This window comes from Acidovorax sp. DW039, assembly GCF_037101375.1.
Lineage (GTDB): Bacteria > Pseudomonadota > Gammaproteobacteria > Burkholderiales > Burkholderiaceae_C > Acidovorax.
This window is the reverse complement of sequence record NZ_AP029019.1, coordinates 3,368,707-3,392,001: the sequence shown is the minus strand read 5'-3', so window position 1 is coordinate 3,392,001 and position 23,295 is coordinate 3,368,707. Positions and strand designations below refer to the sequence as shown.

General features: G+C 65.1%; 17 protein-coding genes and 1 other RNA gene. 14 read left to right on the top strand and 4 right to left on the bottom strand.

Annotation, left to right across the window (positions count from 1 at the left end):
• Window positions 1–9: 9 nt before the first annotated feature.
• The 4 genes from AACH87_RS15190 to AACH87_RS15175 all read left to right on the top strand — a co-directional run bounded on the left by AACH87_RS15190 (window position 10) and on the right by AACH87_RS15175 (window position 7,933).
• Window positions 10–2,610: a PD-(D/E)XK nuclease family protein gene (locus AACH87_RS15190; RefSeq protein WP_338795318.1), complete on the top strand. Its 2,601-nt coding sequence runs from the start codon at window positions 10–12 to the stop codon at window positions 2,608–2,610.
• Window positions 2,607–6,125 (top strand): UvrD-helicase domain-containing protein, encoded by a 3,519-nt coding sequence (locus tag AACH87_RS15185; protein ID WP_338795317.1) that lies wholly within the window; start codon window positions 2,607–2,609, stop codon window positions 6,123–6,125. The genes AACH87_RS15190 and AACH87_RS15185 overlap by 4 nt, the downstream gene beginning before the upstream one ends.
• Window positions 6,126–6,175: 50 nt before the next feature.
• A complete protein-coding gene (locus AACH87_RS15180) occupies window positions 6,176–7,612 on the top strand; it encodes a TIGR03862 family flavoprotein (RefSeq protein ID WP_338795316.1) in 1,437 nt (478 codons plus the stop codon).
• A gap of 129 nt (window positions 7,613–7,741) precedes the next feature.
• Window positions 7,742–7,933, top strand: coding sequence for a hypothetical protein (locus AACH87_RS15175; protein ID WP_338795315.1), 192 nt, complete (start codon window positions 7,742–7,744; stop codon window positions 7,931–7,933).
• A 91-nt stretch (window positions 7,934–8,024) separates the two neighbouring features.
• Here AACH87_RS15175 and ffs read toward each other — a convergent pair.
• Window positions 8,025–8,121, bottom strand: an RNA gene (gene ffs / locus AACH87_RS15170) — signal recognition particle sRNA small type.
• Between the two features lie 102 nt (window positions 8,122–8,223).
• Between ffs and dnaX the strand changes: the two genes are divergently transcribed.
• The 6 genes from dnaX to AACH87_RS15140 all read left to right on the top strand — a co-directional run bounded on the left by dnaX (window position 8,224) and on the right by AACH87_RS15140 (window position 13,767).
• Window positions 8,224–10,350 (top strand): DNA polymerase III subunit gamma/tau, encoded by a 2,127-nt coding sequence (gene dnaX / locus AACH87_RS15165; RefSeq protein ID WP_338795314.1) that lies wholly within the window; start codon window positions 8,224–8,226, stop codon window positions 10,348–10,350.
• Between the two features lie 50 nt (window positions 10,351–10,400).
• Entirely contained in the window at window positions 10,401–10,733 is a 333-nt protein-coding gene (locus AACH87_RS15160; protein ID WP_338795313.1) for a YbaB/EbfC family nucleoid-associated protein, read from the top strand.
• A 264-nt stretch (window positions 10,734–10,997) separates the two neighbouring features.
• The gene (gene recR, locus AACH87_RS15155; RefSeq protein WP_338795312.1) at window positions 10,998–11,588 is read left to right on the top strand and encodes a recombination mediator RecR; all 591 of its coding nucleotides are present in this window, start codon (window positions 10,998–11,000) and stop codon (window positions 11,586–11,588) included.
• 128 nt (window positions 11,589–11,716) lie between these two features.
• Window positions 11,717–12,142, top strand: a complete 426-nt coding sequence (locus AACH87_RS15150) for an MAPEG family protein (RefSeq protein ID WP_338795311.1) — start codon at window positions 11,717–11,719, stop codon at window positions 12,140–12,142.
• Between the two features lie 360 nt (window positions 12,143–12,502).
• Complete coding sequence (locus AACH87_RS15145; RefSeq protein WP_338795310.1) at window positions 12,503–13,558, top strand: ABC transporter substrate-binding protein; 1,056 nt, start codon at window positions 12,503–12,505, stop codon at window positions 13,556–13,558.
• 56 nt (window positions 13,559–13,614) lie between these two features.
• Window positions 13,615–13,767, top strand: coding sequence for a DUF3096 domain-containing protein (locus AACH87_RS15140; RefSeq protein WP_338795309.1), 153 nt, complete (start codon window positions 13,615–13,617; stop codon window positions 13,765–13,767).
• A 108-nt stretch (window positions 13,768–13,875) separates the two neighbouring features.
• Here AACH87_RS15140 and AACH87_RS15135 read toward each other — a convergent pair whose 3' ends face one another.
• A complete protein-coding gene (locus AACH87_RS15135) occupies window positions 13,876–15,393 on the bottom strand; it encodes a transglycosylase SLT domain-containing protein (RefSeq protein ID WP_338795308.1) in 1,518 nt (505 codons plus the stop codon).
• Complete coding sequence (gloB, locus tag AACH87_RS15130) at window positions 15,390–16,166, bottom strand: hydroxyacylglutathione hydrolase (protein ID WP_338795307.1); 777 nt, start codon at window positions 16,164–16,166, stop codon at window positions 15,390–15,392. Before gloB ends, AACH87_RS15135 begins: the two co-directional genes overlap by 4 nt.
• Between gloB and AACH87_RS15125 the strand changes: the two genes are divergently transcribed.
• From AACH87_RS15125 to AACH87_RS15110, 4 genes are all read left to right on the top strand, one after another.
• Window positions 16,165–16,986: a class I SAM-dependent methyltransferase gene (locus tag AACH87_RS15125; protein ID WP_338795306.1), complete on the top strand. Its 822-nt coding sequence runs from the start codon at window positions 16,165–16,167 to the stop codon at window positions 16,984–16,986. The two genes, gloB and AACH87_RS15125, sit on opposite strands and share 2 nt — an antisense overlap.
• 109 nt (window positions 16,987–17,095) lie before the next feature.
• Window positions 17,096–17,542, top strand: a complete 447-nt coding sequence (gene rnhA / locus AACH87_RS15120) for a ribonuclease HI (protein ID WP_338795305.1) — start codon at window positions 17,096–17,098, stop codon at window positions 17,540–17,542.
• 221 nt (window positions 17,543–17,763) lie between these two features.
• Window positions 17,764–19,125 carry an efflux RND transporter periplasmic adaptor subunit gene (locus tag AACH87_RS15115; protein ID WP_338795304.1) on the top strand — a complete coding sequence of 454 codons (1,362 nt, stop codon included), beginning with the start codon at window positions 17,764–17,766 and terminating at the stop codon, window positions 19,123–19,125.
• A 32-nt stretch (window positions 19,126–19,157) separates the two neighbouring features.
• Window positions 19,158–22,319 carry an efflux RND transporter permease subunit gene (locus tag AACH87_RS15110; RefSeq protein ID WP_338795303.1) on the top strand — a complete coding sequence of 1,054 codons (3,162 nt, stop codon included), beginning with the start codon at window positions 19,158–19,160 and terminating at the stop codon, window positions 22,317–22,319.
• A gap of 150 nt (window positions 22,320–22,469) precedes the next feature.
• On the opposite strand, the gene AACH87_RS15105 is transcribed toward AACH87_RS15110, so the two are convergent.
• The gene (locus AACH87_RS15105; RefSeq protein WP_338795302.1) at window positions 22,470–23,252 is read right to left on the bottom strand and encodes a 3-hydroxybutyrate dehydrogenase; all 783 of its coding nucleotides are present in this window, start codon (window positions 23,250–23,252) and stop codon (window positions 22,470–22,472) included.
• Window positions 23,253–23,295 lie beyond the last annotated feature (43 nt).

Genomic DNA, 23,295 nt, shown 5'->3' with positions numbered 1-23,295 from the left:
CGCAGTGCTATGACTGTCATAGCGAAAAGCGATCAGCCCGCCTCGCCTTGCGCGGCAGTGTGGCAGCGCGCCCTGGCCCAGGTGGCAGCCCACGCGCAGGCCCAGGGCGCGCACTTGGCGCGCACGGTGGTGCTGGTGCCTTATGCGCAGCTCATGCCCTGGGCCCAGCGCTTTTGGGCGCAGCAGTTTCCACAAGGGTTTGCACCGCGTTTTGAAACCACACGCAACTGGGCCGGGCAACTGCAAGGGTTCGAGCCTGCGGAGGATGACTTTGCTTGCGACGTGGCGCGCGACACCCTGACGGCACGGGCGTTGCTGGAGCGCGTGGGGCAGGCGGGGCTGCGTGATGTGCTGGCCACCCCTTTGCAAGAAGCTGCAGCCCAGCTGGCCCCGGTGGTGGCTGCTGTGCCGCCTGAACGCCGTGCCGCCTGGGGCGATGAGGCCCGTGCCTTGCTCGCCACCACCAACGAAGGCAGTGCCCTGCACTACGAAGCCCTGGTAGCCCGCCTGGCACTGGAATGGGTGCTGGCCTCGCGCCACGCCACCGATGTACTGTTTGAGCCAGGCGTGCGCGCCGCGGTGGATGCGCTGGTGGTGCTGGAGGGTTTTCAGTCCGACGCCCTCAACCTTGCCCTGGTGCAGCACTGGGGTGCCAGCGCGTGTTGCGTGGCGCTGTGGGATGCGGAGTCTGCCTCTGCACAACCCCCCTCGCAGATGGCCCTGCATGCGGCGGCTGACGCCGAGGACGAAGCCCACCGTGCCGCCGCCTGCGTGCTGCGCCACATTGAGCAGGGCCGCATCCCCGTGGCGCTGGCCGCTACCGACCGGGCCCTGATCCGCCGCGTGCTGGCCCATCTGCACAGCCAGGGCGTGCTGGTGCGCGATGAAAGCGGCTGGATTCTTTCCACCACCCGTTCAGCAGCGCGCCTGATGGCCGCGCTGGAGGCGGCGGCGTGGAACGCGTCGTCCAACGCCGTACTCGACTGGCTCAAGCACACACCCGCGCTGCCGCCTGCCGATGTCAACCGGCTGGAGCAATGGCTGCGCCGCAACGTGGTGCCGCAGTGGAGCGCCGCTGCGGCCCGAGATATCAGCGCCCAGCCCGCCCTGGCCCGCACCGTGGCTACGGTAGAAGGCTGGCGCGATACCCTGCGCGCCGCACGGCCCCTGCCGCAGTGGCTGTTGGCGCTGCGTTCCGTGCTGGAGCAGGCGGGCCAGTGGCAGGGCCTGCAGGCCGACCCTGCCGGCATGCGCATGCTGGCAGCCCTGCGCCTGCAAGACGGCCAGCAGGCCGAGCTGGCGAGTTGGGGTGAGACCGCAGGCCGTCGCATGGCACTGGCTGAGTTCACCCGCTGGGTGAAGGATGTGCTGGAGGCCGGGCGTTACGTGGCAGCGCAATCGGCCGAAGCGCCCGTGGTGGTGCTGCCCATGCCCCAGCTGCTGGGCCGCCCGTTTGCCGCCGCCGTGCTGCCGGGCAGCGATGAAAAGCGCCTGCAGCCCGCGCCCGAGCCCTCGGGCGACTGGTCTCAAGCCCAGCGCGAGGCCTGGGGCCTGCCCACCCGCCAGACGCTGGAAGCCGCCCAGCGCGCCGCCTGGGCCAACGCGTTGCGCACGCCCATGGTGGATGTGCTGTGGCGCACCAGCGATGAAGGCGGGGAGCCGCTGCTGGCCAGCGCCCTGGTGCTGGCCCTGCAACTGCAAGGCGACGCAGCGCAGGGTGCCGACGCCCGCCTGCCCCGCACTGTGCAGGCCACCCCCACGCTGCGCCCCTTGCCCGTGGGCCAGGCCTTGCCCATGCAGCAGCTCTCGTCTACCGCGTATTCGGACCTGCGCCACTGTCCCTACCGCTTCTTCGCCCAGCGCCAGCTGGGCCTGCGCGAGGCCGACGAGCTGGACGCCGAGGTGGACAAACGCGACTTTGGCAACTGGCTGCACGCGGTGCTGCAGCGCTTTCATGAAGACCTGCGCGATCAGCCCACTGACGATGCGGGCGAGCGCAGCGCCCGCATGGACGCCGCCGCCGAAGCCGTCACGCGCCAGCAGCGCCTGCAAGAAGGCGACTTTCTGCCCTTTGCTGCAGGCTGGGCGCAGCTGCGCGACGGCTATTTGCACTGGCTGGCCGGGCACGAGCAGCAGGGCGCGATGTTCCGCGAGGCCGAGGTCAAGGCCAAGCAACCGCTGGGCGACCTGGAGCTGATCGGCACCATCGACCGCATCGACGGCGTCTCCAGCACCGGCGAGCCCACGGTGCTGGTGATCGACTACAAAACCGAAAGCGACAGCGTCACCCGCCAGCGCATCAAGAGCGGCGCGGAAGATACCCAGTTGCCGTTCTATGCCGCCCTGCTGCACCACGACACGCTGCGCGCCGCCTACGTCAACGTGGGCGAGCGCGGAGAGACGCAACTGCACGAACAGGACGAGGTGGTGCACCTGCGCGATGTGCTGATTGAAGGCATCCAGCACGACATGGCCCGCATTGCCGCTGGGGCCCCGCTGCCTGCGCTGGGCGAGGGCTCGGTGTGCGAGTTCTGCGCCGTGCGCGGCCTGTGCCGCAAAGACTACTGGGCAGACGCCGAACAGGCATTGCCCGCGCCAGAGACGCCATGACCGCCAGTATTTCCCCAGCCACCCAGGCCGCCTACGAACACAACGGCCGCCCCGTATTGCGCGAGGCCTTCTACGCCATTGCCTGCGACCCCGCCCGCAGCGTGGCGGTGGAGGCCTGCGCAGGTGCGGGCAAGACCTGGATGCTGGTCTCGCGCATGCTGCGGGCGCTGCTCGATGGCTGTGCGCCGCACGAAATCCTGGCCATCACCTTCACCAAAAAGGCCGCAGGCGAAATGCGCCAGCGCCTGCAAGAGTGGCTGGAGCAGTTCAGCCATAAACCGTTGGAAGAGCTGACGACAGAGCTGATTGCACGCGGAATCAGCCCCCAGGGCGCACAGGAAAAGCGCGAGGCGCTACAAAATTTATACCGCCAGCTGCTGGAGGCTGGCCGCCCGGTGCAGATCCGCACCTTCCACAGCTGGTTTGCCGCGCTGCTGGGCACGGCCCCGCTGGCGCTGCTGCAGCAGCAAGGCCTGCCCGCGCACTTTGAGTTGCTGGAAGACGATGCCGAGGCCGTGCGCGAGGTCTGGCCGCCGTTCCTGCAGACCGTGGCCGAGAGCGCCAGCCTGCGCGCCGACTACGAGGCCGTGGTGGCCCGCCATGGCCGATCACAAACGCACAAAGCGCTGGCAGCGGCGCTGGCCAAGCGCGTGGAGTTTGACCTGGCCGATGCGGAAGGTGTGGTCGATGCCTCGGTGCCACCTTTCCAGCAGGCCTACCCCGACCTGGCCGCGTTGGCCGAGCCCGCCGAGGCCCTGCAGACCGAGGCCGCCCTGCAGCGCTGGCGCAGCCGTGCCAGCGCTTTGGGCGCCGAGTCCAACAAGACCCCGCAAAAGGCGGCCGACGCCATCATCGACGCGCTGGCCTGCCCCGACCTGAATCAGCGCCTGGACATGCTGCGCAAAGCCATGTTCGTCGCCAAGGAAGACCGCCTGTCGAAGAACCTGGAGAAGTTCCCCGCCGCGCAAGAGGCCGAGCCCGAGCTGCAGCGCCTGCTGACCGCCCGCCGCCAGCACGAGGCCTGGCAGCACCAGCAGCGCATGGCCCGGCTGGCACGTTGCCTGATTGCGCAGTTTGCCGCCGTCAAGCAGCAGCACGGCTGGGTGGACATGAACGATGTGGAGCGCACCGCCCTGGTCATGCTGGCCGACCCTATCCTCTCTGGCTGGGTGCAAGAGCGGCTGGATGCGCGCATCCGCCACCTGCTGGTCGATGAGTTTCAGGACACCAATCCGCTGCAGTGGCAGGCGCTGCACGCGTGGCTGGCGGGCTATGCGGGCTCGGGCGGTGGGTCGGCCGCGCCCAGCGTGTTCATCGTGGGCGACCCCAAGCAGAGCATCTATCGCTTTCGCCGGGCCGAGCCGCAGGTCTTTATCGCCGCGCAGGCCTTTGTGCGCGACGGGCTGGGCGGCGACCTGCTCAGCTGCGACCACACGCGCCGCAACGCGCAGGGCGTGATTGCCGCCGTCAATGCCGTCATGGGCCAGGCCCAGGCGCAGCACGAGACCACAGGCTTCCGCGACCACACCACTGAATCCAAATATACGGGCCAACTGCTGCGCCTGCCCGCCATCACCGATGACGATGCTGGCGATGGAGGCAACGCCGCCCGCGACCCGCTGGCCTGGCGCGACAGCCTGACCGAACCCCGCCACGAAGCCGAAGAGACCCAGCGCATGCGCGAATGCACGCAGGCCGCCGCCTGGGTGGCCGCGCAGATCGCCAGCGGCACGCCGCCCAAAGAGGTGCTGGTGATGGCCCGCAAGCGCGACCGCCTGGCCAGCATGCAAGACGCTTTGCGCGCCCTGCACCTGCCCTGTGTGCAGCCCGAAAAGTCCGACCTGTTCGACGCGCCCGAGGTGCAGGACATGGTGGCGCTGCTGGATACGCTGGTTTCGCCCACGCACGACCTGTCGCTGGCGCGCGCCCTCAAGTCGCCGTTGTTTGGTGTGGGCGATGACGCCCTGGTGGCCCTGGCCGTGCTGCGCCGCCAACCTGAGCATGCGGGCTGCAGCTGGTTTGATTTGCTATTAAAAAGTGAGCTGCTACCGCTTGATATGCAAGCGCTAGGGGCTGTTTTGATTCAATACCAGGGCTGGGTGCAGCGCCTGCCGCCGCACGATGCGCTGCACGCCATCTACGAGCATGGCGACGTGCTGGCCCGCTTTGCTGCCGCCGCGCCCGTCACCCAGCGCCAGGCCGTGCAGGCCAATCTGCGGGCGCTGCTGGCCGCCGCGCTGCAGCACGACGGGGGCCGCTACCTCACGCCCTATGCCTTTGTGCGCGCCATGAAGAAGGGCGGCGTGCGTGCCCCCGGCCGTGCCGATGCACAGGCCATTCGCCTGCTGACAGTGCACGGTGCCAAGGGGCTGGAGGCCGACTGCGTGCTGCTGCTGGACACCGACACCCGCCCTCAAAAGGCCGAAACCATGGGCGTGCTGGTGGACTGGCCCGGCGAGCAGCCCGCGCCCTCGGCCTTCATCTTTTTGGCCAGCGAATCCAACCCTCCCCCCAGCGCGGAGGCCACGCTGGCCGCCGAGCAGCAGGCCCGCGGCCGCGAGGAGCTGAACATGCTCTACGTGGCCATGACGCGCGCCAAGCACTGTTTGGCGCTTTCGTCGGTGCAGCCCAGCAACTCGGCTCCCGGCAGCTGGTGGAACCGGCTGGCCCCGCTGGTCACGGAAGTCGATCTGCAAGCCCAGGCCCCGGCAGAGCACGGCACAGAAGCCGCTGCCCCCGCTGATGCACCGGAGACCTTCACCATCCCCAGCCTGCCCGCGCTGCCCGGGGCCCTGCAAACCGCCCGCGTGCACACCGCTGCCGGACTGGAAGGCGATGCCCCCGTGGCCATGCCGGGCGATGCGGAATCGACCCCGCTGTCGCGCCAGGGCGATGCCATGCACCAGCTGCTGGAACAGGCGGGCGTGGCCGGTGCCCCGCTGGCCGATGTGCGTGCCCATGGCTGGCCCGCTGCGCGCCTGGCCCGCCTGGCTGCAGACCACGACATCACCCCCGCCGCCGCCGAGCAGGCCGCCCGCATGGCGCAGGCCATTCTGGCGGGCGAGGGCGCCTGGGCGTGGGATGCTGCACTGATCCAGACCGCCATCAACGAAGCCCCGCTGCACTACCAGGGCCATAGCCTGCGCATCGACCGGCTGGTGCAGCGCCGCGCCGTGCAGGCCGATGACGCCTTGGCAGGCTGGTGGGTGCTGGACTACAAAAGCGCCACCCAGCCCCAGCGCCAGCAGGCCCTGGTGGCGCAGTTGCAGCGCTATCGCGAGGCCGTGTCTGTGTTGATGCCCGGCGAGGTAGTGCATGCCGCGTTCCTCGCGGGCGATGGGCGCATGGTGATGGTGGGTGGTGCCGACGCTTCCGCCGCCATGGGGCATACTCCCGCCCCCGGCGCTGCGGTGGTGGAGGGGACTGCGAAGGCCGCAGCACCTGCCGCTGCCAGCCCCCGTGCCGCCCAAGCCGCGCCGCCGGTGCCAGACTCCCGCCAGGGTTCTCTGTTCTGACCCGTGCATCTGCTCTCGCCATCTTCTCGACGTTGACCCAAAGGCCTCCCGTGTCCCAAGCACCATCCTCCGCCCACGCCACTACTGCCGTTCCCCCCATCTCTTGCGATGTGGCCATCATTGGCGGTGGCCCCGCCGGGCTCATGGCGGCAGAAGTGCTGGCCCAAAGCGGCGTGGCCGCGCATCTGTTTGATGCCATGCCCTCGGTGGGCCGCAAGTTTCTGCTGGCGGGCAAGGGCGGGCTCAACCTCACGCACTCTGAGCCGCATGAGCCTTTTGCCAGCCGCTACGCCGCCCGCCAGCCGCACATCGAGCCGCTGATCCGCGCCTTCGGCAGCCCCGAGGTGCGCGCCTGGGCGCAGGGCCTGGGGGTGGAGACTTTTGTGGGCACGTCGGGCCGGGTGTTTCCTACTGACATGAAGGCCGCGCCCTTGCTGCGCGCCTGGCTGCACCGCCTGCGTGGGCAGGGCGTGCAGCTGCACATGCGCCACCGCTGGCTGGGCTGGGCTAATGGCCACGATGCCGCCTCCGCTGCGAAAGCGGCGCAGCCTGCGCAGCAAGCGCTTGATTTCACGCCATCGTCAGCCCATGTCCTGCGCTTTGCCACCCCTGCGGGCGAGTGCCGGGTGACCTGCCGCGCCGTGGTGCTGGCCCTGGGCGGCGGCAGCTGGGCGCGGCTCGGTTCCGACAGTGCCTGGGTGCCCCTGCTGGCCGAGCATGGTGTGGCGGTGGCCCCGCTGCGCCCATCGAACTGCGGCTTTGACGTAGCGGGCATGCACGCCCCGGCGGGCGAGACGCGCCGGGCCTTTTTGCAAGAGCTGCTGGGCCGCACGCCCGCCGTGCCGGTGGGCTGGACGCCGCATTTTGCAGAGCGTTATGCAGGCCAGCCGTTCAAGTCGGTGGCGCTGGGCTTTACCAGCAGCACCGGTCAGCACTTTCTGCGCCGGGGTGAATTCGTGGCCACAGCCACGGGGGTGGAGGGCAGCCTGGTGTACGCCGTGTCACATCTGTTGCGCGATGAGATCGAAGCGCACGGCCACGCCACCTTTCACCTCGACCTGCTGCCCGACCACAGCCCGGAGCGCGTGCTGCAGGAGGTGCGCCACCCGCGCGGCTCGCGTTCACTGTCCAGCCACCTCAAAAGCCGCCTGGGGCTCGATGGCATCAAGGCGGGCGTACTGTACGAACACCTGGGCAAAGACGGCATGAACGACCCCGTGGCCCTGGCCCACGCCATCAAGGCGCTGCCCATCACGGTGGTAGCCACCCGGCCCATCGACGAGGCCATCAGCACCGCTGGGGGCGTGACCTTTGAGGCGCTGGACGCCCACCTCATGGCGCAGGCGCTGCCCGGCCTTTTCTGTGCGGGCGAAATGCTGGACTGGGAGGCCCCGACCGGTGGCTACCTGCTGACGGCCTGCCTGGCCAGTGGCGTGCGTGCAGGGCAGGGTGTCTTGGCGTTTATGGGGCATAGCGCCCGTCCATAAAGCGCAGGCAGCTATCGATTTGGTAGCGATTGCCGTGGGTCAGCATTTCTTGTGGGTGACGCGGGGCGGCTGCTGAGTCTGGGGGGCCGGGTACGATGCGGACCCGTCCTCGCGTTGTTGAAAGAAGCTATGACATCTTCCCACGGCCCCGCCATTGCAGACCTGCAGGCGCAGATTGCAGCGCTGCGGGAACAGATCCGCACGCACGAAGCCGCGCTGGCCGAGCTGCGCGATAAAGAAAGTGAGCTCCAGACCATCGTCTCCACGCTGGAAGAGATGGAAAAGTTCATGCGCGAAGCAGGCAAAGGCGTGCGTCGTTGAGACAGCTACTCACCGGCTCTACCGAAGGTGTTGAAGAATTTTTTGGGGGGACTGCCAGCGGTTGAAAAACCGCCCTGGGGCATGAGAAGAAGTTGACGAGCCTTACCCCCGGCACTGACTCTACAGTTAGGGCTGCTTGGTTCCCCACCTGACCCGGTTGGCTGCTTTGCCATGCGGGGAGGCCCGTCAGCACGCATTGTACTTCGGATGCAAGACACTTTGCGGCGCGCAGGGGATTTGTGGGCTGGGCAAGGAGAGCAGCCCCCGCTCAACCCGTAGAATCCGGGCCCATGTCCTATCTCGTGCTCGCCCGCAAGTACCGCCCCCGCAATTTCACCGAAATGGTGGGGCAGGAGCATGTGGTCCAGGCTCTGTCGAATGCGCTGACCCAGCAGCGCCTGCACCACGCCTACCTGTTCACCGGTACGCGCGGCGTAGGCAAAACCACGGTGTCGCGCATCTTGGCCAAGTCGCTCAACTGCCAGGGGCCCGATGGCAACGGTGGGATCACCGCCACGCCCTGTGGCGTGTGCCAGGCGTGTGCGGATATCGACAGCGGCCGCTTTGTGGACTACACCGAGCTGGACGCGGCCTCCAACCGCGGCGTGGACGAGGTGCAAAGCCTGCTGGAGCAAGCCGTGTACAAGCCGGTGCAAGGGCGCTTCAAGGTCTTCATGATCGACGAAGTGCACATGCTCACCAACACGGCGTTCAACGCCATGCTCAAGACGCTGGAAGAGCCGCCTGAATACCTCAAGTTCGTGCTGGCGACGACCGATCCGCAGAAGGTCCCGGTCACGGTGCTGAGCCGTTGCCTGCAGTTCAACCTGCGCCCCATGGCTCCCGAGACGGTGCTGGAGCATCTGACCCGCGTGCTGGCGAACGAGAACGTACCTGCCGAGCCGCAGGCGCTGCGTCTGCTGTCGCGCGCCGCGCGGGGCTCCATGCGTGACGCGCTCTCGCTCACTGACCAGGCCATCGCCTTTGGCAGCGGGCAGTTGCAGGAAGCGGGCGTGCGCCAGATGCTGGGCGCGGTGGACCGCTCCTACGTGTTCCGCCTCATCGACGCGCTGGCCAAGGGCGATGGCAAAACGGTGGTGGAAACCGCCGACGCCTTGCGCATGAACGGCCTGTCTGCAGCCTCGACGCTGGAAGAAATGAGCGCCGTGCTGCAACGCATGGCGGTGTACCAGGCCGTGCCGCAAATGGCCCAGGCCGTGGACGCCAACGACGCCGAAGCGGTAGAAACCGCGCGGCTTGCAGCCCAGATGCCGGCCGACGAAACCCAGCTGCTGTACAGCCTGTGCCTGCATGGCCGGGGCGAACTGGGTTTGGCTCCGGACGAATACGCCGCGCTCACCATGGTGCTGTTGCGCCTGCTGGCCTTCAAAGCCCCTGCAGACCCGGCGGAAAAAAAAACTCTGACGCGGCCTGAGCCTGCGGCGTCCACCCCCGCGCCTCGCGCCGATGCCACGGCGGCGTCTACGGCGGTGCAAGCCTCTGCCGCTGCGGCCCCTGCTGTGATGGCCCCCGCCGCAGCACCCGTGGCCGAGCCGCTGAAACAAACGCCAGCGCCCGTGCCCGCGGCCGTCGCCGTGCAGCAGCCCGCTGACCCGTTACCCGCTGCGGGTGGCATGCAATCGTTGGCCGGGTCAGCCACTCAAGCTCCAGTGGCCTTGCCTGCGGTCGCTGCGGAGGAATCCTCCTCCTCTTCCTCACCTTCCGGCAGCCGTTCTGTGCAACCGGTGGATTCTGAGACGCCTGCCTCCGCCCCGCAGGAGCACGCAGACGCCTCCGAGCCTCCTCCATGGCCTGATGCAGACGATGGCTCCGTGCCCACGCCTCCGGTGCAAACGCTTGCTGTGCGTGCGTCCGAAGGTTCTGGGCAAAATGTGCCTCTGGCGCACACCGAGCTAGCGCAGGCAGCTCCTGAACTGGTAGCAATCCCTGTCCGCGAAGTGCCCGAGCCAGGCGAACGTTTGCAACCCTTGCCCCTGTCTTCTCCCAGCCCTGTGCCTACGCGCTACACCCCCACGGAAGAGGGGGATGTGTGGCACGCCACCGTGAAACAACTGGTGGCTGCCGAGGCCATCACGGCCCTGGTGCGCGAGCTGGCATTGCAATCCCAGCTGGTGGCGCGCGACGGCGGCCACTGGCTGCTGCGGGTGGAGCGGGAGTCTCTCAACCAGCCCATGGCCCGTGAGCGCCTGCGTGCTGCCCTGGAGGCTGCGGGCCACGCCACCCAGATCAGTGTGGAGGTGGGCCGCGTGATTGACAGCCCGGCGCGCCGCAACGCCGCTGCTGCGGCAGAACGCCAGCGCCAGGCCGAAGAAACCGTGATGAACGACCCGTACGTTCAGATGCTCATCCGTGACCACGGCGCGAAGATCGTGCCGGGCAGCATCAAGCCAGCCTGACCCGGGCTACCGCTTGCTGATTTCAACCATTTTTCAAGAAGGAAACACCCATGTTCAACAAAGGACAACTCGCCGGCCTGATGAAACAAGCCCAGGCCATGCAGGACAACCTCAAGAAGGCCCAGGAAGAGCTGGCATTCATTGAAGTGGAAGGCGAATCCGGTGCGGGCCTGGTCAAGGTCGTGATGACCTGCAAGCATGACGTCAAGCGCATCACCATCGACCCCAGCCTGCTGACCGAAGACAAGGACATGCTGGAAGACCTGGTGGCGGCTGCGTTCAATGCGGCAGTGCGCAAGGCCGAGGAGACTTCGGCGGAGAAGATGGGCAAGCTCACCGCAGGCATGCCAGGACTCCCCGGCGGCATGAAATTCCCTTTCTGAGGTTGGCTACTGCGCGCCAGCCATGCGTCGTTGGGCGGTGCTCGCAATCCTCACGTACAGGAAGTACGTTCCGGTTGCTGTGCTCCGTCCGCCTAGCCTGACAGGCGCTCGCTACGCCCTTGCGGGCGGGGTGTGAAGACAGGGGGGACAGAGTTTGGATGGCCATTTCTGATCTTTTCCCAGTCCGCTCGGGCTGAGCCTGTCGAAGCCTTTCATCGCACCTCCCGTATTCCGATCTCCACGTCCCCTGATTGCCATCCATCCATGTCCTCCACCAACGCCCTTGAGGTCTTGATCCAGGCGCTGCGCCGTTTGCCGGGGGTGGGGGTCAAGTCTGCACAGCGCATGGCGTTTCACCTCATGCAGCATGACCGTGCGGGGGCGGAGGCGTTAGCGAATGCGTTGCATGACGCGGTGCAGAACGTGCACCACTGCGCGCGCTGCCACACTTTTACCGAAGACGATATCTGCAGCACCTGTCTGGACCCGGAGCGCGATGCATCGCGGCTATGCGTGGTGGAGACCCCGGCCGACCAGTCGGCGCTGGAACGCACGGGGGCCTTCAAGGGGCTGTATTTTGTGTTGATGGGGCGCCTGAGCCCGCTGGACGGCATTGGACCCAAGGAAATCGGTCTGCACAAACTCATGGAGCGCGCCAGTGATGGTGTGGTGCAGGAGGTGATTCTGGCCACCAACTTCAATGCCGAGGGCGAGGCGACAGCCCATGTGCTGAGTGAAGCGCTCAAGAGCCGGGGGCTGCACGTCACGCGTCTGGCCCGCGGTGTGCCTGTGGGCAGCGAGCTGGAGTATGTGGACCTGGGCACGATTGCGCATGCCTTGGTAGACCGGCGCTAGGCTGATGACGAGCAGCATGCACGGCTAGCAAAGAGCTTTTTGGCACCACTTGCTGGGCTAGAATACTCACAAATTGATAGCGCCTTGCGCTCATAAACAGGGCTCTGCAGCCCTTAAAGGCTTTACAAATGAATACAACCATGCAAGTGGCCCGTTTTACTGTTGCCTACTGGTGCGTGCTCATCGTTGCACTGCTGCCCATCGTGTGTGCATGGATTGCCAAGCGGGGTGCCATCGGTCAGCCCACCGAGCAGGGCGGGTATGACAACAGTGACCCCCGTGGCTGGCTGGCGCGCCAGTCTGACTGGCGTGCGCGTGCCAATGCAGCCCAGGCCAACAGCTTTGAGGTGCTGCCCTTCTTCATCGGTGCGGTCATCATCGCGCACCAGCTTGGGGCCCGGCAAACATGGCTGGACCTGTTGGCCATGCTGTTCGTGATGCTGCGCATCTTCTACATCATGATGTATGTGTCCAACATGCCCACGGCACGCAGCGCCATCTGGGGGGCGGGCTTCATGGTGAATATCGCCATCCTTTTCATCGGTTACCACTGAGGTAGCAGGCGGGAGGCTGGGCCTCCCGTTGAGCCCGCCGAAGAGGTTGCCGCGGGTACGTGTGTCGGGGCTGCAGGCGCTGCACGCAAGAAACCTCGTTTCTCTTCCGTCATTTGCGCAGGTAGCGCGCAATGGCATTCACTGCCCCACCTATGCACCGGCCTGCCTGGGTATGCGGGCGCATCGCTTTCTGCGGCTTTCCGCTACTTTTTCACAGTACGTAAAAGCCCTCAGGGGTGTTCCCTGATGCTCGGGTGCGTCGGGTCCGGCACAATTGTTGCGGTGCAGCAATGGCGTGTTGCCAGTCGCTGTGGCCTTGTTGTTCGCCCATCGTCCCGTTCCCCGTTTTGTAAGGATTGCATGCCTCCCCGTTCCGTGATTCGCCGCCGTACTCTGGGTGCTGCCTCCGTCGCTCTGGCTGCCGGTGTGTTTGCGCCCTGGATCGGTGCGCAGTCCACCGGCAAAAGTTCGGCGGGACGGGTGACCGTGGCTGTGGCTGGGCAGAGCGAGATGTACCACCTGCCCCTGCTGCTGGCGGACCAGCTCGGATACTTTCGCGCCGAGGGGCTGGATGTGGTGCTGCGAGACTTTACGGCGGGTGCGCCCGCCTTGCAGGCATTGCAGGACGGTGTGGTGGATGTGGTGTCGGGCGCTTACGAGCACACCATACGCCAGCAGGCGAGGGGCCTGGCGCTGCGCTCCGTCGTTCTGCATGGAAGGGCTCCCCAGGTAGCTCTGGGGGTGTCTATGCGGGCTGCCCCGCGCTACGATTCCTTGCGTGATCTGGCAGGCTTGCGCATCGGTGTGTCGGCTCCGGGGTCTTCCACACACACGTTTGCCCGTTGGATCATGGCGCGTGAGGGGTTGCTGGCCAGCGAAGCGACTTTTGTTGCGGTGCCTTCGGGGGCTGCCGCCCTCGCTGCCTTGCGCTCCGGCCAGATCCAGGCGATATGCCACTCCGACCCCATCATGGCCCAGGCAGAGCAGAAGCTGGGTGTGCGGGTGGTTGCAGACACCCGCACCCTGAAGGCTTCGCAGGAGCTGTTTGGTGGCAACATGCCCGCGAGTTGCCTCTATGCCACCCAGGCGTTCATCCAGAAGCAGCCAGAGCAGGTGCAAGCCATGGTGCATGCCGTGGTGCACACCTTGAAATGGCTGCAGACAGCGGAGCCTGCAGACATGATCAAGGCCTTGCCGCCCGCTTACCTGTCGGGTGACCGGGCCTTGTATCTGGCTGCCTTCTACCGCATGCGGGAAACCTTTTCGCCCCACGGAATGATGCCGGAGGACGGCCCCACGGTTGCGTTGCGCATGCTTTCGCTGGTGTTTCCCGAAGTGGCCAGCGCGCGGGTGGATCTGTCGCGCACTTTCTCCAATGAATGGGCGCGCAAGGCGCGGCAGCGATTCAACCTCTGAACGGGCACTCTGGCTGAGGCAAGATAGGGACTTTCACTTCCGCAGAAAGAGAATCCATGTCCTTGCACCTGAGCATCGGTCCGCTTGTCTCCCTGATTGCCGGCATTCTGATTCTGGTCATGCCGCGCCTGCTCAGCACCATCGTGGCGCTGTATCTCATCATCATGGGCATTCTGGGCCTGATGGGCATGGCCTCCATGCGCTTCTGAGTTGTGCTGCCGGGCGTTCCTTGCGCGCGCCCCAAAAGAAACGCCCAGCCATGCTATGCATGGCTGGGCGTTGGTTCTTGGAGTCGGCTCGCGTGAATGAGCGCGTAATCAGCGACGACGTACCTTGGAGGGCGTTCCGCCCTTGCGCGTAGGAGCAGGTGCTGAGGCTGTCTTGCCCGTGGTGCTGCGCGCCTGCGCGCGTGACGGGGCGGCGCTGGCCTGCTTGACTGGCAGATACACCACAATTTGCTGGCCCAGTTTGAAGGCCGCGTTCAGCTTCACATCGTTCCAGTCAGCAACGTTCGCGGCACTCAGTTTGTAGCGTTTGGCGATCGAAGCCACGGTTTCACCCTTGGCTGCGCGCACCGTGGTGCGGCGTGTCACGATCTCGGGGGCAAGTGCCACCTGGCCATTGTCAGCCAGTTGAGAGGGAACGTCCTCGCGCTTGGTGGAACTGCGGGGCACGATCAATGCCGACCCTGCCTTGATCAGCATGCGCGGTGGAATGTTGTTGATGCTGCGCAGGTCGTTCTCGCTCATGTCGGTGCGCTTGGCGGCCTCAGCCACTGTCATCGTGGTGGGTGCGGACCATACTGTCCAGCTTGCGTACTGCCCCTCGCGGCGGGCTTCCAGGTTGCGTTGGAAGACTTTGGCGTTGTCCCAGGGCAGCAGGATCTGCGGTGTACCGGCAGCCAGAATCACGGGCTTGTGAAAAGACGGGTTCAGCGCACGGAAGTCTGCCTCGCGGATACCTGCGAGGCTTGCGACCAGCGCCACATCGATGTCGTGCGTGATGTCCACCGTCTGGAAGTAGGGGTGGTTCTCGATCAGTGGCAGCTCGGTGCGGAACGCATCGGGGTTGGCCACAATGTTCTTCACGGCCTGAAGCTTGGGCACGTACATGCGCGTTTCGTTGGGCATGTTCAGGTCGGTATAGCTGGTGCCCAGCCCGGCCTTCTGGTTGCGCGCAATGGCGCGGCTCACGCTGCCCTCACCCCAGTTGTAGGCTGCCAGTGCCAGGTGCCAGTCACCAAACATGCCGTAGAGCTTTTGCAGGTAGTCCAGCGCAGCACGGGTCGATGCCAGCACATCGCGCCGGTCATCCCTGAAGGCGTTTTGCTTCAGGTCGAAATAGCTGCCCGTTGCGGGCATGAATTGCCACATGCCTGCCGCCTTGGCGCTGGAGACTGCCTGCGGATTGAAGGCACTTTCGATGTAGGGCAGCAGTGCCAGCTCCGTAGGCATGCCCCGGCGCTCCAGTTCTTCAACGATGTGGAACAGGTATTTGCTGGACCGCTCTGTCATGCGCTGCATGTAGTCGGGCCTGCTTGCGTACCACTGTTCGCGGTCCTGTACCAGGTCGCTTTGCAGATCGGGCATGGCAAAGCCACGGCGGATACGGTCCCACAAGTCCGCAGGGGTAGAGAGCGACGCGACTTCCTGGCTGGATGCCGTAGCTGCCGTGATGGGCTGCAACGGGCCGCTGGGGATCAGGGGGGTGTGGGTGGTGCGACGGGTAGAGGTCTGATCGGGCGCAGTACTCACCGAATCGGGGGCAGGGCCCGTCGTCGCGCAGCCCGTCAGCCACAGCATGCCGACCAGGCTGACAATGTGCAGAAATTTCATCGGAACTCGTTCTTCCATGTACGCAGGCTTGCCAACACGGCAATTGCGTCGTTGCTGTCAATCTGCGGGTCGTGCGCCTTGGCTGCTTGCGCAACGGTGGCGTGGTGCACCCGCAGAAAAGGGTTGATGTTGCGCTCCATGGCCATGGTAGACGGCAGGGTGGGCAGGCCCCCCGACCGTTGTGCCTGGCACCACGCGTTGTACTGGATCAGCTCTGCGTTGTCGGGTTCCACAGCCAGGGCAAAGCGCAGGTTAGAAAGTGTGTACTCGTGCGCGCAGCATACGCGGGTGGCATCCGGCAGGGCGCTCAGTTGTGTGAGCGAGGCATGCATCTGCGCTGGTGTGCCTTCAAAAAGCCGACCGCAGCCGCCAGAAAACAGCGTGTCGCCGCAAAAGAGCACAGGCGTGCCCTGCACATCAGGGCAAAAGTAGGCAATATGCCCCGCAGTGTGTCCGGGCACATCCAGCACCTGGATCTCCACGCCCAGGAGGTTCATCCTGTCTCCCTGCGCCACGCCCAGGGCTGATGGCACTGTGGCCTCGGCTGCCGGACCGTACACCACTGCGCCTGTGCGTTCGCGCAATTCCCCCACGCCACCGACATGATCGCCGTGGTGGTGGGTGACTAGAATGCCCTGCAAGGACAGCCCCCTGGACTGCAGCGCCTCCCAGACGGGAGCGGAGTCACCGGGGTCGACCACCACTGCATGCTGCGCGTCATGCAGCATCCAGATGTAGTTGTCGGTCAATGCGGGTAGCGGCAGCAAGTTCATGAGCTCTGAAATTATAGGTTTGCACCAGTGGTTCGACTCTGCCCCCGGCAGGTACCTGCTGGCCTGGGAGCAGGCCTGCATGGACGAGGCCGTCGCGGACATCTTCGGTTATCACGCATTACAGTTGGGCATGGCCCCCGTGGATGGCTTGCGGAACAACCGCATGCCGCACCAGTGGCTGGCCTTGGGGTCGGAGGATGTACCGGGGCCTTGCGACGAGGGGGCGGAACCCCAGAGCCAGACCCCGCCGCTGAGGGCTGTGGCCCTGTGGGCAGATGCTGTGGCTCTGCCATTTCCCAGCGCCAGTCTTGACCTGGTGGTGTTGCCACACACCCTGGAGCTGAGCGTGGATCCCCACACGGCACTGCGCGAAGTGGAACGGGTGCTGGTGCCGGAGGGGCGGGTGGTCATTGCGGGCCTCAACCCTTTAAGCCTGTGGGGCTTGCGGCAAATGCGCGCCCGGCTGTTGCAGCGGTGGACGGGCGCTTCGCTGTATCTGCCTGATGTGGGGGAGTTCATCGGCTACCGGCGCATGCGCGACTGGTTGCGTTTGTTGAGCTTCGAAGTCGAGTCAGCCCGTTTTGGCTGTTATCGTCCTGCGGTGCGCAGCGCAGAATGGCTGGAGCGCATGAAATGGGTGGACCCCCTGGGTGAGCGGTGGTGGCCCATTTTTGGCTCTGCCTATTTTCTGGTGGCGGTCAAGCGGGTGCATGGCATGCGCCTGCTGGAGCCCGCCTGGCGCGCCCGCCGTGCGCGGGTGGCTGCAACGGTGCCAGTCGTGCGCAGGTCAGGCCCACCCTCTGCCCGCGGCAAGCGCTGATTCCCTATCGGTGCCTGTTGCCATGCGGCAAGATGAGGCATCGCAATGGAGCCGCCGCTTTTCCCAAGGCCGCTGCATGCGGCCGTTTGTTTTATTGTCAGGAATCCAGTTGAACCAGGTTGAGATTTACACAGATGGTGCGTGCAAGGGCAATCCGGGCCCCGGTGGATGGGGTGTTTTGCTGCGCTCGGGCACGTTGGAGAAAGAGCTGTTTGGAGGAGAGCTGGGCACCACCAACAACCGCATGGAGCTGATGGCGGTGATCGAGGCGCTGTCTGCCCTCAAGCGCCCTTGCGCTGTCACGCTGTACCTCGACAGCGAATATGTGCGCAAGGGCATCACCGAATGGATCCACGGCTGGAAGGCCAAGGGCTGGCGCACGTCGACCAACCAGCCCGTCAAGAACGTGGAATTGTGGAAGCGGCTGGATGCGCTGGTATCCACCGGAGGACACCGCATTGAATGGCGATGGGTCAAGGGCCACTCGGGCGACCCCGGCAATGAGCGCGCCGATGCATTGGCCAACCGTGGCGTTGAAAAGGCTAGCGGAAGGTAACGCGCTCACCTCACCATATTCCTGAGTGCATGCACGGGTGTCCCTGGAGCGGGCATGCTTCGTGCACCGTTTGCGAAGGCAAAGCGGCGCTTTGTAAAGGTCGCGTAAAGCTGTTGTATTCAAGCCGAGGGCTAAGGCCTTTGCCGCATACGAATGTCTTTACGCACTGATACATTGTCCGGCTGCATTTCGCTTATCCCTACCCCAGGTTTGATGGATCCATGGCGCTCAAGAACAAATACGTGGTCGTTGCAGTTATCGGTTTGGTTGCAGCCTCTGGCGCAGCATGGTGGTTTCAGTCACCTGGCAAGGCTCCCAAGCCCGATGCCACGTCTGCTGCAGGCAAGCCTGGCGCTCCTGGGGCGGGCAGGCCCGTGATGGTGGAAGCCACCAGCGTGCGGCAGATGGCCTTGCGCGATGACGCGGAAGCCGTGGGCAGTCTGCGCTCGCGTCGCAGTGTGGTGCTGCGCCCGGAAATCAGTGGCCGCATCACGCTCCTCAATTTCACGGATGGTCAGCGGGTACGCAAGGGGCAGTTGCTGGTGCAACTGGACGATCAGTTGCCCCGTGCCCAGGTACAGCAAAGCCGGGCCGAGCTCTCCATTGCCCGCGCCAACCACAAGCGCAACCAGGAACTGGTGGCACAAGGTTTCATCAGCCAGCGCTCAGTGGATGAGAGCGCCGCCAACCTGGAAGTGGCCGAAGCCAAGCTGGCACTGGCCGAGGCCACGGCGCAGCGCCTGCGCATTGTTGCGCCGTTTGATGGGGTGGCGGGTATTCGCGGCGTGAACGTGGGCGACTACCTCAAGGACGGCGCCGATATCGTTAACCTGGAAGACCTTGACGCTGTGTATGTGGACTTCCGTCTGCCCGAGCGTCTTCAGAACAAGGTCAAGACCGGGCAGACCGCCCGCGTGGCTTTTGATGCGCTGCCCGGCGTGCAGTACGCCGCCACGATCCAGGCCATCAACCCACAGATCGACGCTGATGGGCGATCCCTGGCCGTGCGGGGCTGCATTGACAACCGACGTCAGCAGTTGCGCCCCGGCATGTTTGCGCGTGTGACGGCCGTGTTTGGCGAGCGAGCTGATGCGCGCGTGATTCCGGAGGAAGCGATCGTGCCCGATGGGGCCAATCCCTATGTCCTGCGCATCGTGGCGGGCAAGGAAGACGGCTCCAAGGTCGCCAAGCGCACCCCGGTGAGGCTGGGGGCTCGTACTCCCGGTTATGTCGAAGTGGTGGAAGGGCTGGCCGCAGGCGACGTGGTCGTTACCGCAGGACAGCAGCGCCTGCAGCGGGATGGCATGGCCGTGCGCGTGGTGGAGCTGGGACAGTCGGGCGAGGGCAAGGCCCCTGCAGCGGCGGCGTCGCAGCCCTCGGCTCCAGCTTCTGCTGCCTCGGCTGCAGCCCCCGCCGCATCGCCCATGGGTACTGCCGTTGGCGCAGCAGGTGCGGGTGGTACAGGTGGTGCGGGTGGTGCATCAGCTGCTGTAGCTCGGTTGGTCCCCGTGCCTGACCTGCCGGGGTCCAACCCCTGCAACATCCCCCTGTCCGCACTGGGCCGTGCAGGCCAGTCTTCCTGAGGCCGCTGTGATGTTGATTGACGAGGCACGCCATGCAACTTGCTGAAATCTCCATCCGGCGACCGGTGTTCGCCACCGTGCTGTCCCTGCTGGTGCTTCTGGTGGGGGCGGTGAGTTTTACGCGCTTGACGGTCCGCGAGTACCCGAAGATCGATGAGCCTGTGGTCACCGTGAGCGTGCGCTATGCAGGCGCATCGGCAGAGGTGATCGAATCGCAGGTGACCAAGCCGCTGGAGGATTCGATTGCCGGGATCGACGCGGTGGATGTGATCACCTCCATCAGCCGCGCCGAGCAAAGCCAGATCAGTGTGCGATTTCGCCTGGAAAAAGACGCCGACAACGCTGCCGCTGAAGTGCGTGACCGCACAGCACGGGTGCGCAACCGCCTGCCTGATGCGGTGGACGAGCCGGTGATTGCCAAGGTGGAGGCCGATGCGTCGCCCGTGATGTGGCTGGCCTTCAGTAGCGAAACCCGTAGCCCGCTGGAAATCAACGATCTGCTCAACCGCATCGTCAAGCCCCGCTTGCAGACGGTGACGGGGGTGGCCGATGTGCCCATTTATGGCGAGCGCCGCTATGCCATGCGTATCTGGCTGGACCCTGAACGCATGGCGGGCTACCGCCTTACCACCCAGGATGTGGAAGACGCCATACGCCGCAACAATCTGGAGCTGCCCGCCGGGCGCATCGAGTCGCAGCAGCGCGAGTTCAGCGTCACTTCGCAGACCGAACTGGCGCGGCCAGCGCAGTTTTCCGACATCGTGATCCGCACCGTCAATGGCTTTCCGGTGCGCATGCGTGATGTTGCCCGTGTGGAAGAGAGTGCTGCGAGTGACCGCAGCCGCGTGCGTCTCAATGACCGCGAGGCCATTTCCATGGGCGTGATCCGCCAGGCCACGGCCAACCCGCTGGAGCTGTCCGCAGGGGTTCGCGCCATGCTGCCCACCTTGAAGGCAGACTTGCCCGCCGACATCACCATAGATGTGGCCAACGACAACTCGCTGTTCATCGACCGCTCGGTCAAGAGCGTGTACCAGACCATCATCGAAGCCGTGGTGCTGGTGGCTCTGGTGATCTTCGTCTTCCTTCGCACCTTGCGGGCCTCCATCATTCCCATCATCACCATCCCGGTGAGTCTGGTGGGCACGTTTGCGCTGATGGCGCTGGCTGGTTTTTCCATCAACACGCTGACCCTGCTGGCCCTGGTGCTGGCGATCGGGCTGGTGGTGGACGATGCCATCGTGATGCTGGAGAACATCTACCGCCACATTGAAGAGGGGCTGGATCCGTTCTCCGCTGCCATCAAGGGTGCGCGCGAGATCGGCTTTGCCATCATCGCCATGACGCTGACCCTGGTGGCCGTGTATGCGCCGCTGGCTTTCACCCCGGGGCGTACCGGGCGGCTGTTTGTGGAGTTTGCGCTGGCCTTGGCGGGCGCGGTGGTGGTGTCGGGCTTTGTCGCGCTCACGCTCTCGCCCATGATGTGCTCGCTGCTGCTCAAGCACAACCCCAAGCCCAACTGGTTTGACCGTTCCATGGAGCGGTGGCTCACGGCGCTGTCTGATGCCTATGGCCGACTGTTGCGTTGGGTGGTGACGGCACGCTGGGGCGGACGGGCGGGTGGTGGCGCAGGCGGCGGCTTGCGTGGTGCGCTGTTTCAGGCCCGCTGGCTTGTGGTTGCCGTGATGGCGGTCAGCGCTGCCGGGCTGGTCATGGTGTATCCCAAGATGAAGCAGGAGCTCTCGCCCATGGAAGACCGGGGCACGATCCTGGTCAACGTGACTGCGCCCGATGGTGCAACGCTGGACTACACCAACCGCTACGCACTGGAGCTGGAGAAGATTGGCCGCGACTATCCTGAGTTTGACCGTATCTTTGCCAACATCGGCAACCCCACGGTGGCGCAGGGCAGTGTCATCTACCGCACGGTGGACTGGGAGCAGCGAGACCGCACTACGCTGTCCATCGCCCGCGACCTGCAGCCCAAGGTGGCGGCTTTGCCGGGGGTGAACTCGTTCCTGATCACACCCCCATCGCTGGGGCAGAGCTTCCGCTCGCGGCCATTGACTTATGTGATCCAGACCTCGGACAGCTACGAGAACCTGAATGCTGTGACCAACCAGATGATGGCGGAAATTGCCAAGAACCCTGGCATCGTCGCGCCCGACGTGGACCTGCGCCTGAACAAGCCCGAACTGCGCATCAGCGTCAACCGCGAGCGCGCGGCAGACTTGGGGGTGAGTGTGGATGTGGTGGCCCGTGCCATCGAGACCATGCTGGGTGGCCGCACCGTGACACGCTACAAGCGCGATGCCGAGCAGTACGACGTGATCGTGCAGAACGAGGCCCGTGGCCGCACCACGCCTGAGAACATCGACAGTATTTACGTGCGTGGCCGCAACGATGCCATGATTCCCCTGTCCAGCCTGGTGAACGTGAAAGAGAGCGTGAGCCCGCGCGAGCTGAACCACTTTGGCCAGCGCCGCTCGGTCACCATCACGGCCAACCTGTCACCCGACTATTCGTTGGGTGAGGCGCTGAAGTTCATGGATGACACTGCGGCCAAGGTGCTCAAGCCCGGCTACACCACGGACCTGAACGGCACGTCGCGCGAGTTCAAGAGTTCGCAGGGGGCCTTGGGCATCGTGTTCCTGCTGGCGCTGGTGTTCATCTTTCTGGTGCTGGCCGCACAGTTCGAGAGCTTCATTGATCCGCTGGTCATCATGGTGTCGGTGCCGCTGTCCATGATTGGAGCGCTGCTGGCCTTGCAGTGGAGCGGAGGCTCGCTCAACGTCTATTCACAGATCGGTCTCATCACACTGGTGGGGCTGATCACCAAGCACGGCATTCTGATCGTGGAGTTCACCAACCAGCTTCGCGAAGAGGGCATGGAGATGGTGGATGCGCTGGTCAAGGCCTCGTCGCAGCGGCTGCGTCCCATCTTGATGACCACGGGGGCGATGGTGCTGGGGGCTGTCCCTCTGGCGCTGGCCAAAGGTGCGGGGGCAGAGACGCGCTCTCAAATCGGCTGGGTGATTGTGGGTGGCATGTCGCTGGGCACACTGCTCACCATTTTTGTGGTGCCCACGATGTACACCCTGTTCGCCCGCAAGGCGGTGCCAGGAGCCAAGACCACGGTGGCGCATGAGACACCGTCGGGTCACACGACCGAAACGGCTTCGGCCCACAGCTGAAACGTCAGGTTGGTAGGTATCAAAAAAAGGCCCTGGGCATGAGTGCTCAGGGCCTTTTGCTTGAATCGGGCTCTAGCGCTTGCTGATAAAGCGCAGGCAGCTATTAAATGTGTAGCATGCTGCGCTTGTCAGCCGCTGGGTATTACGAGCTTATTGTGCGGCCCAGCCGCCATCCATGTTCCATGCCACACCGCGCACATTGTTGGCGGCGGGTGAGCAGAAGAACACTGCCAGCTCACCCAGCTCCTCAGGGGTAGTGAATTGCATCGAAGGCTCTTTTTCACCCAGTAGCAGCTTGGTGGCTTCTTCGTTGCTCAGGCCGTGTGCGGCGGCCTTGGCGTCTACCTGCTTTTGCACCAGGGGGGTCAGCACCCAGCCGGGGCAGATGGCGTTGGCGGTGATGCCTGTGGTGGCAGTTTCCAGCGCGGTCACCTTGGTCAAGCCAACAATGCCGTGTTTGGCAGCTACGTAGGCCGACTTCTGTGCTGAACCCACCAGCCCGTGGACCGATGCTACGTTAATGATGCGCCCCCAATTGGCGCGGCGCATGGCAGGCAGGGCCAGGCGGGAGGTGTGGAATGCGCTGGTCAGGTTGATGGCAATGATGGCGTCCCAGCGCTCTACCGGAAAGTCCTCCACATTGGCGACGTGCTGGATGCCTGCGTTGTTGACCAGGATATCCACCTGCCCGAACTGCGATGCGCTGTAGCGCATCATGTCCTCAATGTCTGCCGCCCGGCTCATGTCGGCACCGTGGTAGGCCACCTGCGCGCCCGTGCCTTCGCCCGCTGCAAGCACTTCAGCGCGCGGAGCATCCACATCGCCAAAGCCGTTGAGCACAATATGGGCCCCCTGGCGCGCCAGGGCCTTGGCGATGCCCAGGCCGATGCCGCTGGTGGAGCCGGTGACGAGGGCGGTTTTGCCTTTCAGCATGAGAGTCTCTCCCTAATGAATTACGATGCGACGCAACCATTAT

Coding starts and splice junctions, on each gene's coding strand:
- AACH87_RS15190 (WP_338795318.1), top strand. CDS start 10: ATGACTGTCATAGCGAAAAGCGATCAGCCCGCCTCGCCTTGCGCGGCA.
- AACH87_RS15185 (WP_338795317.1), top strand. CDS start 2,607: ATGACCGCCAGTATTTCCCCAGCCACCCAGGCCGCCTACGAACACAAC.
- AACH87_RS15175 (WP_338795315.1), top strand. CDS start 7,742: ATGACATCTTCCCACGGCCCCGCCATTGCAGACCTGCAGGCGCAGATT.
- dnaX (WP_338795314.1), top strand. CDS start 8,224: ATGTCCTATCTCGTGCTCGCCCGCAAGTACCGCCCCCGCAATTTCACC.
- AACH87_RS15160 (WP_338795313.1), top strand. CDS start 10,401: ATGTTCAACAAAGGACAACTCGCCGGCCTGATGAAACAAGCCCAGGCC.
- recR (WP_338795312.1), top strand. CDS start 10,998: ATGTCCTCCACCAACGCCCTTGAGGTCTTGATCCAGGCGCTGCGCCGT.
- AACH87_RS15150 (WP_338795311.1), top strand. CDS start 11,717: ATGAATACAACCATGCAAGTGGCCCGTTTTACTGTTGCCTACTGGTGC.
- AACH87_RS15145 (WP_338795310.1), top strand. CDS start 12,503: ATGCCTCCCCGTTCCGTGATTCGCCGCCGTACTCTGGGTGCTGCCTCC.
- AACH87_RS15140 (WP_338795309.1), top strand. CDS start 13,615: ATGTCCTTGCACCTGAGCATCGGTCCGCTTGTCTCCCTGATTGCCGGC.
- AACH87_RS15135 (WP_338795308.1), bottom strand. CDS start 15,393: ATGAAATTTCTGCACATTGTCAGCCTGGTCGGCATGCTGTGGCTGACG.
- AACH87_RS15125 (WP_338795306.1), top strand. CDS start 16,165: ATGAGCTCTGAAATTATAGGTTTGCACCAGTGGTTCGACTCTGCCCCC.
- gloB (WP_338795307.1), bottom strand. CDS start 16,166: ATGAACTTGCTGCCGCTACCCGCATTGACCGACAACTACATCTGGATG.
- AACH87_RS15115 (WP_338795304.1), top strand. CDS start 17,764: ATGGCGCTCAAGAACAAATACGTGGTCGTTGCAGTTATCGGTTTGGTT.
- AACH87_RS15110 (WP_338795303.1), top strand. CDS start 19,158: ATGCAACTTGCTGAAATCTCCATCCGGCGACCGGTGTTCGCCACCGTG.
- AACH87_RS15105 (WP_338795302.1), bottom strand. CDS start 23,252: ATGCTGAAAGGCAAAACCGCCCTCGTCACCGGCTCCACCAGCGGCATC.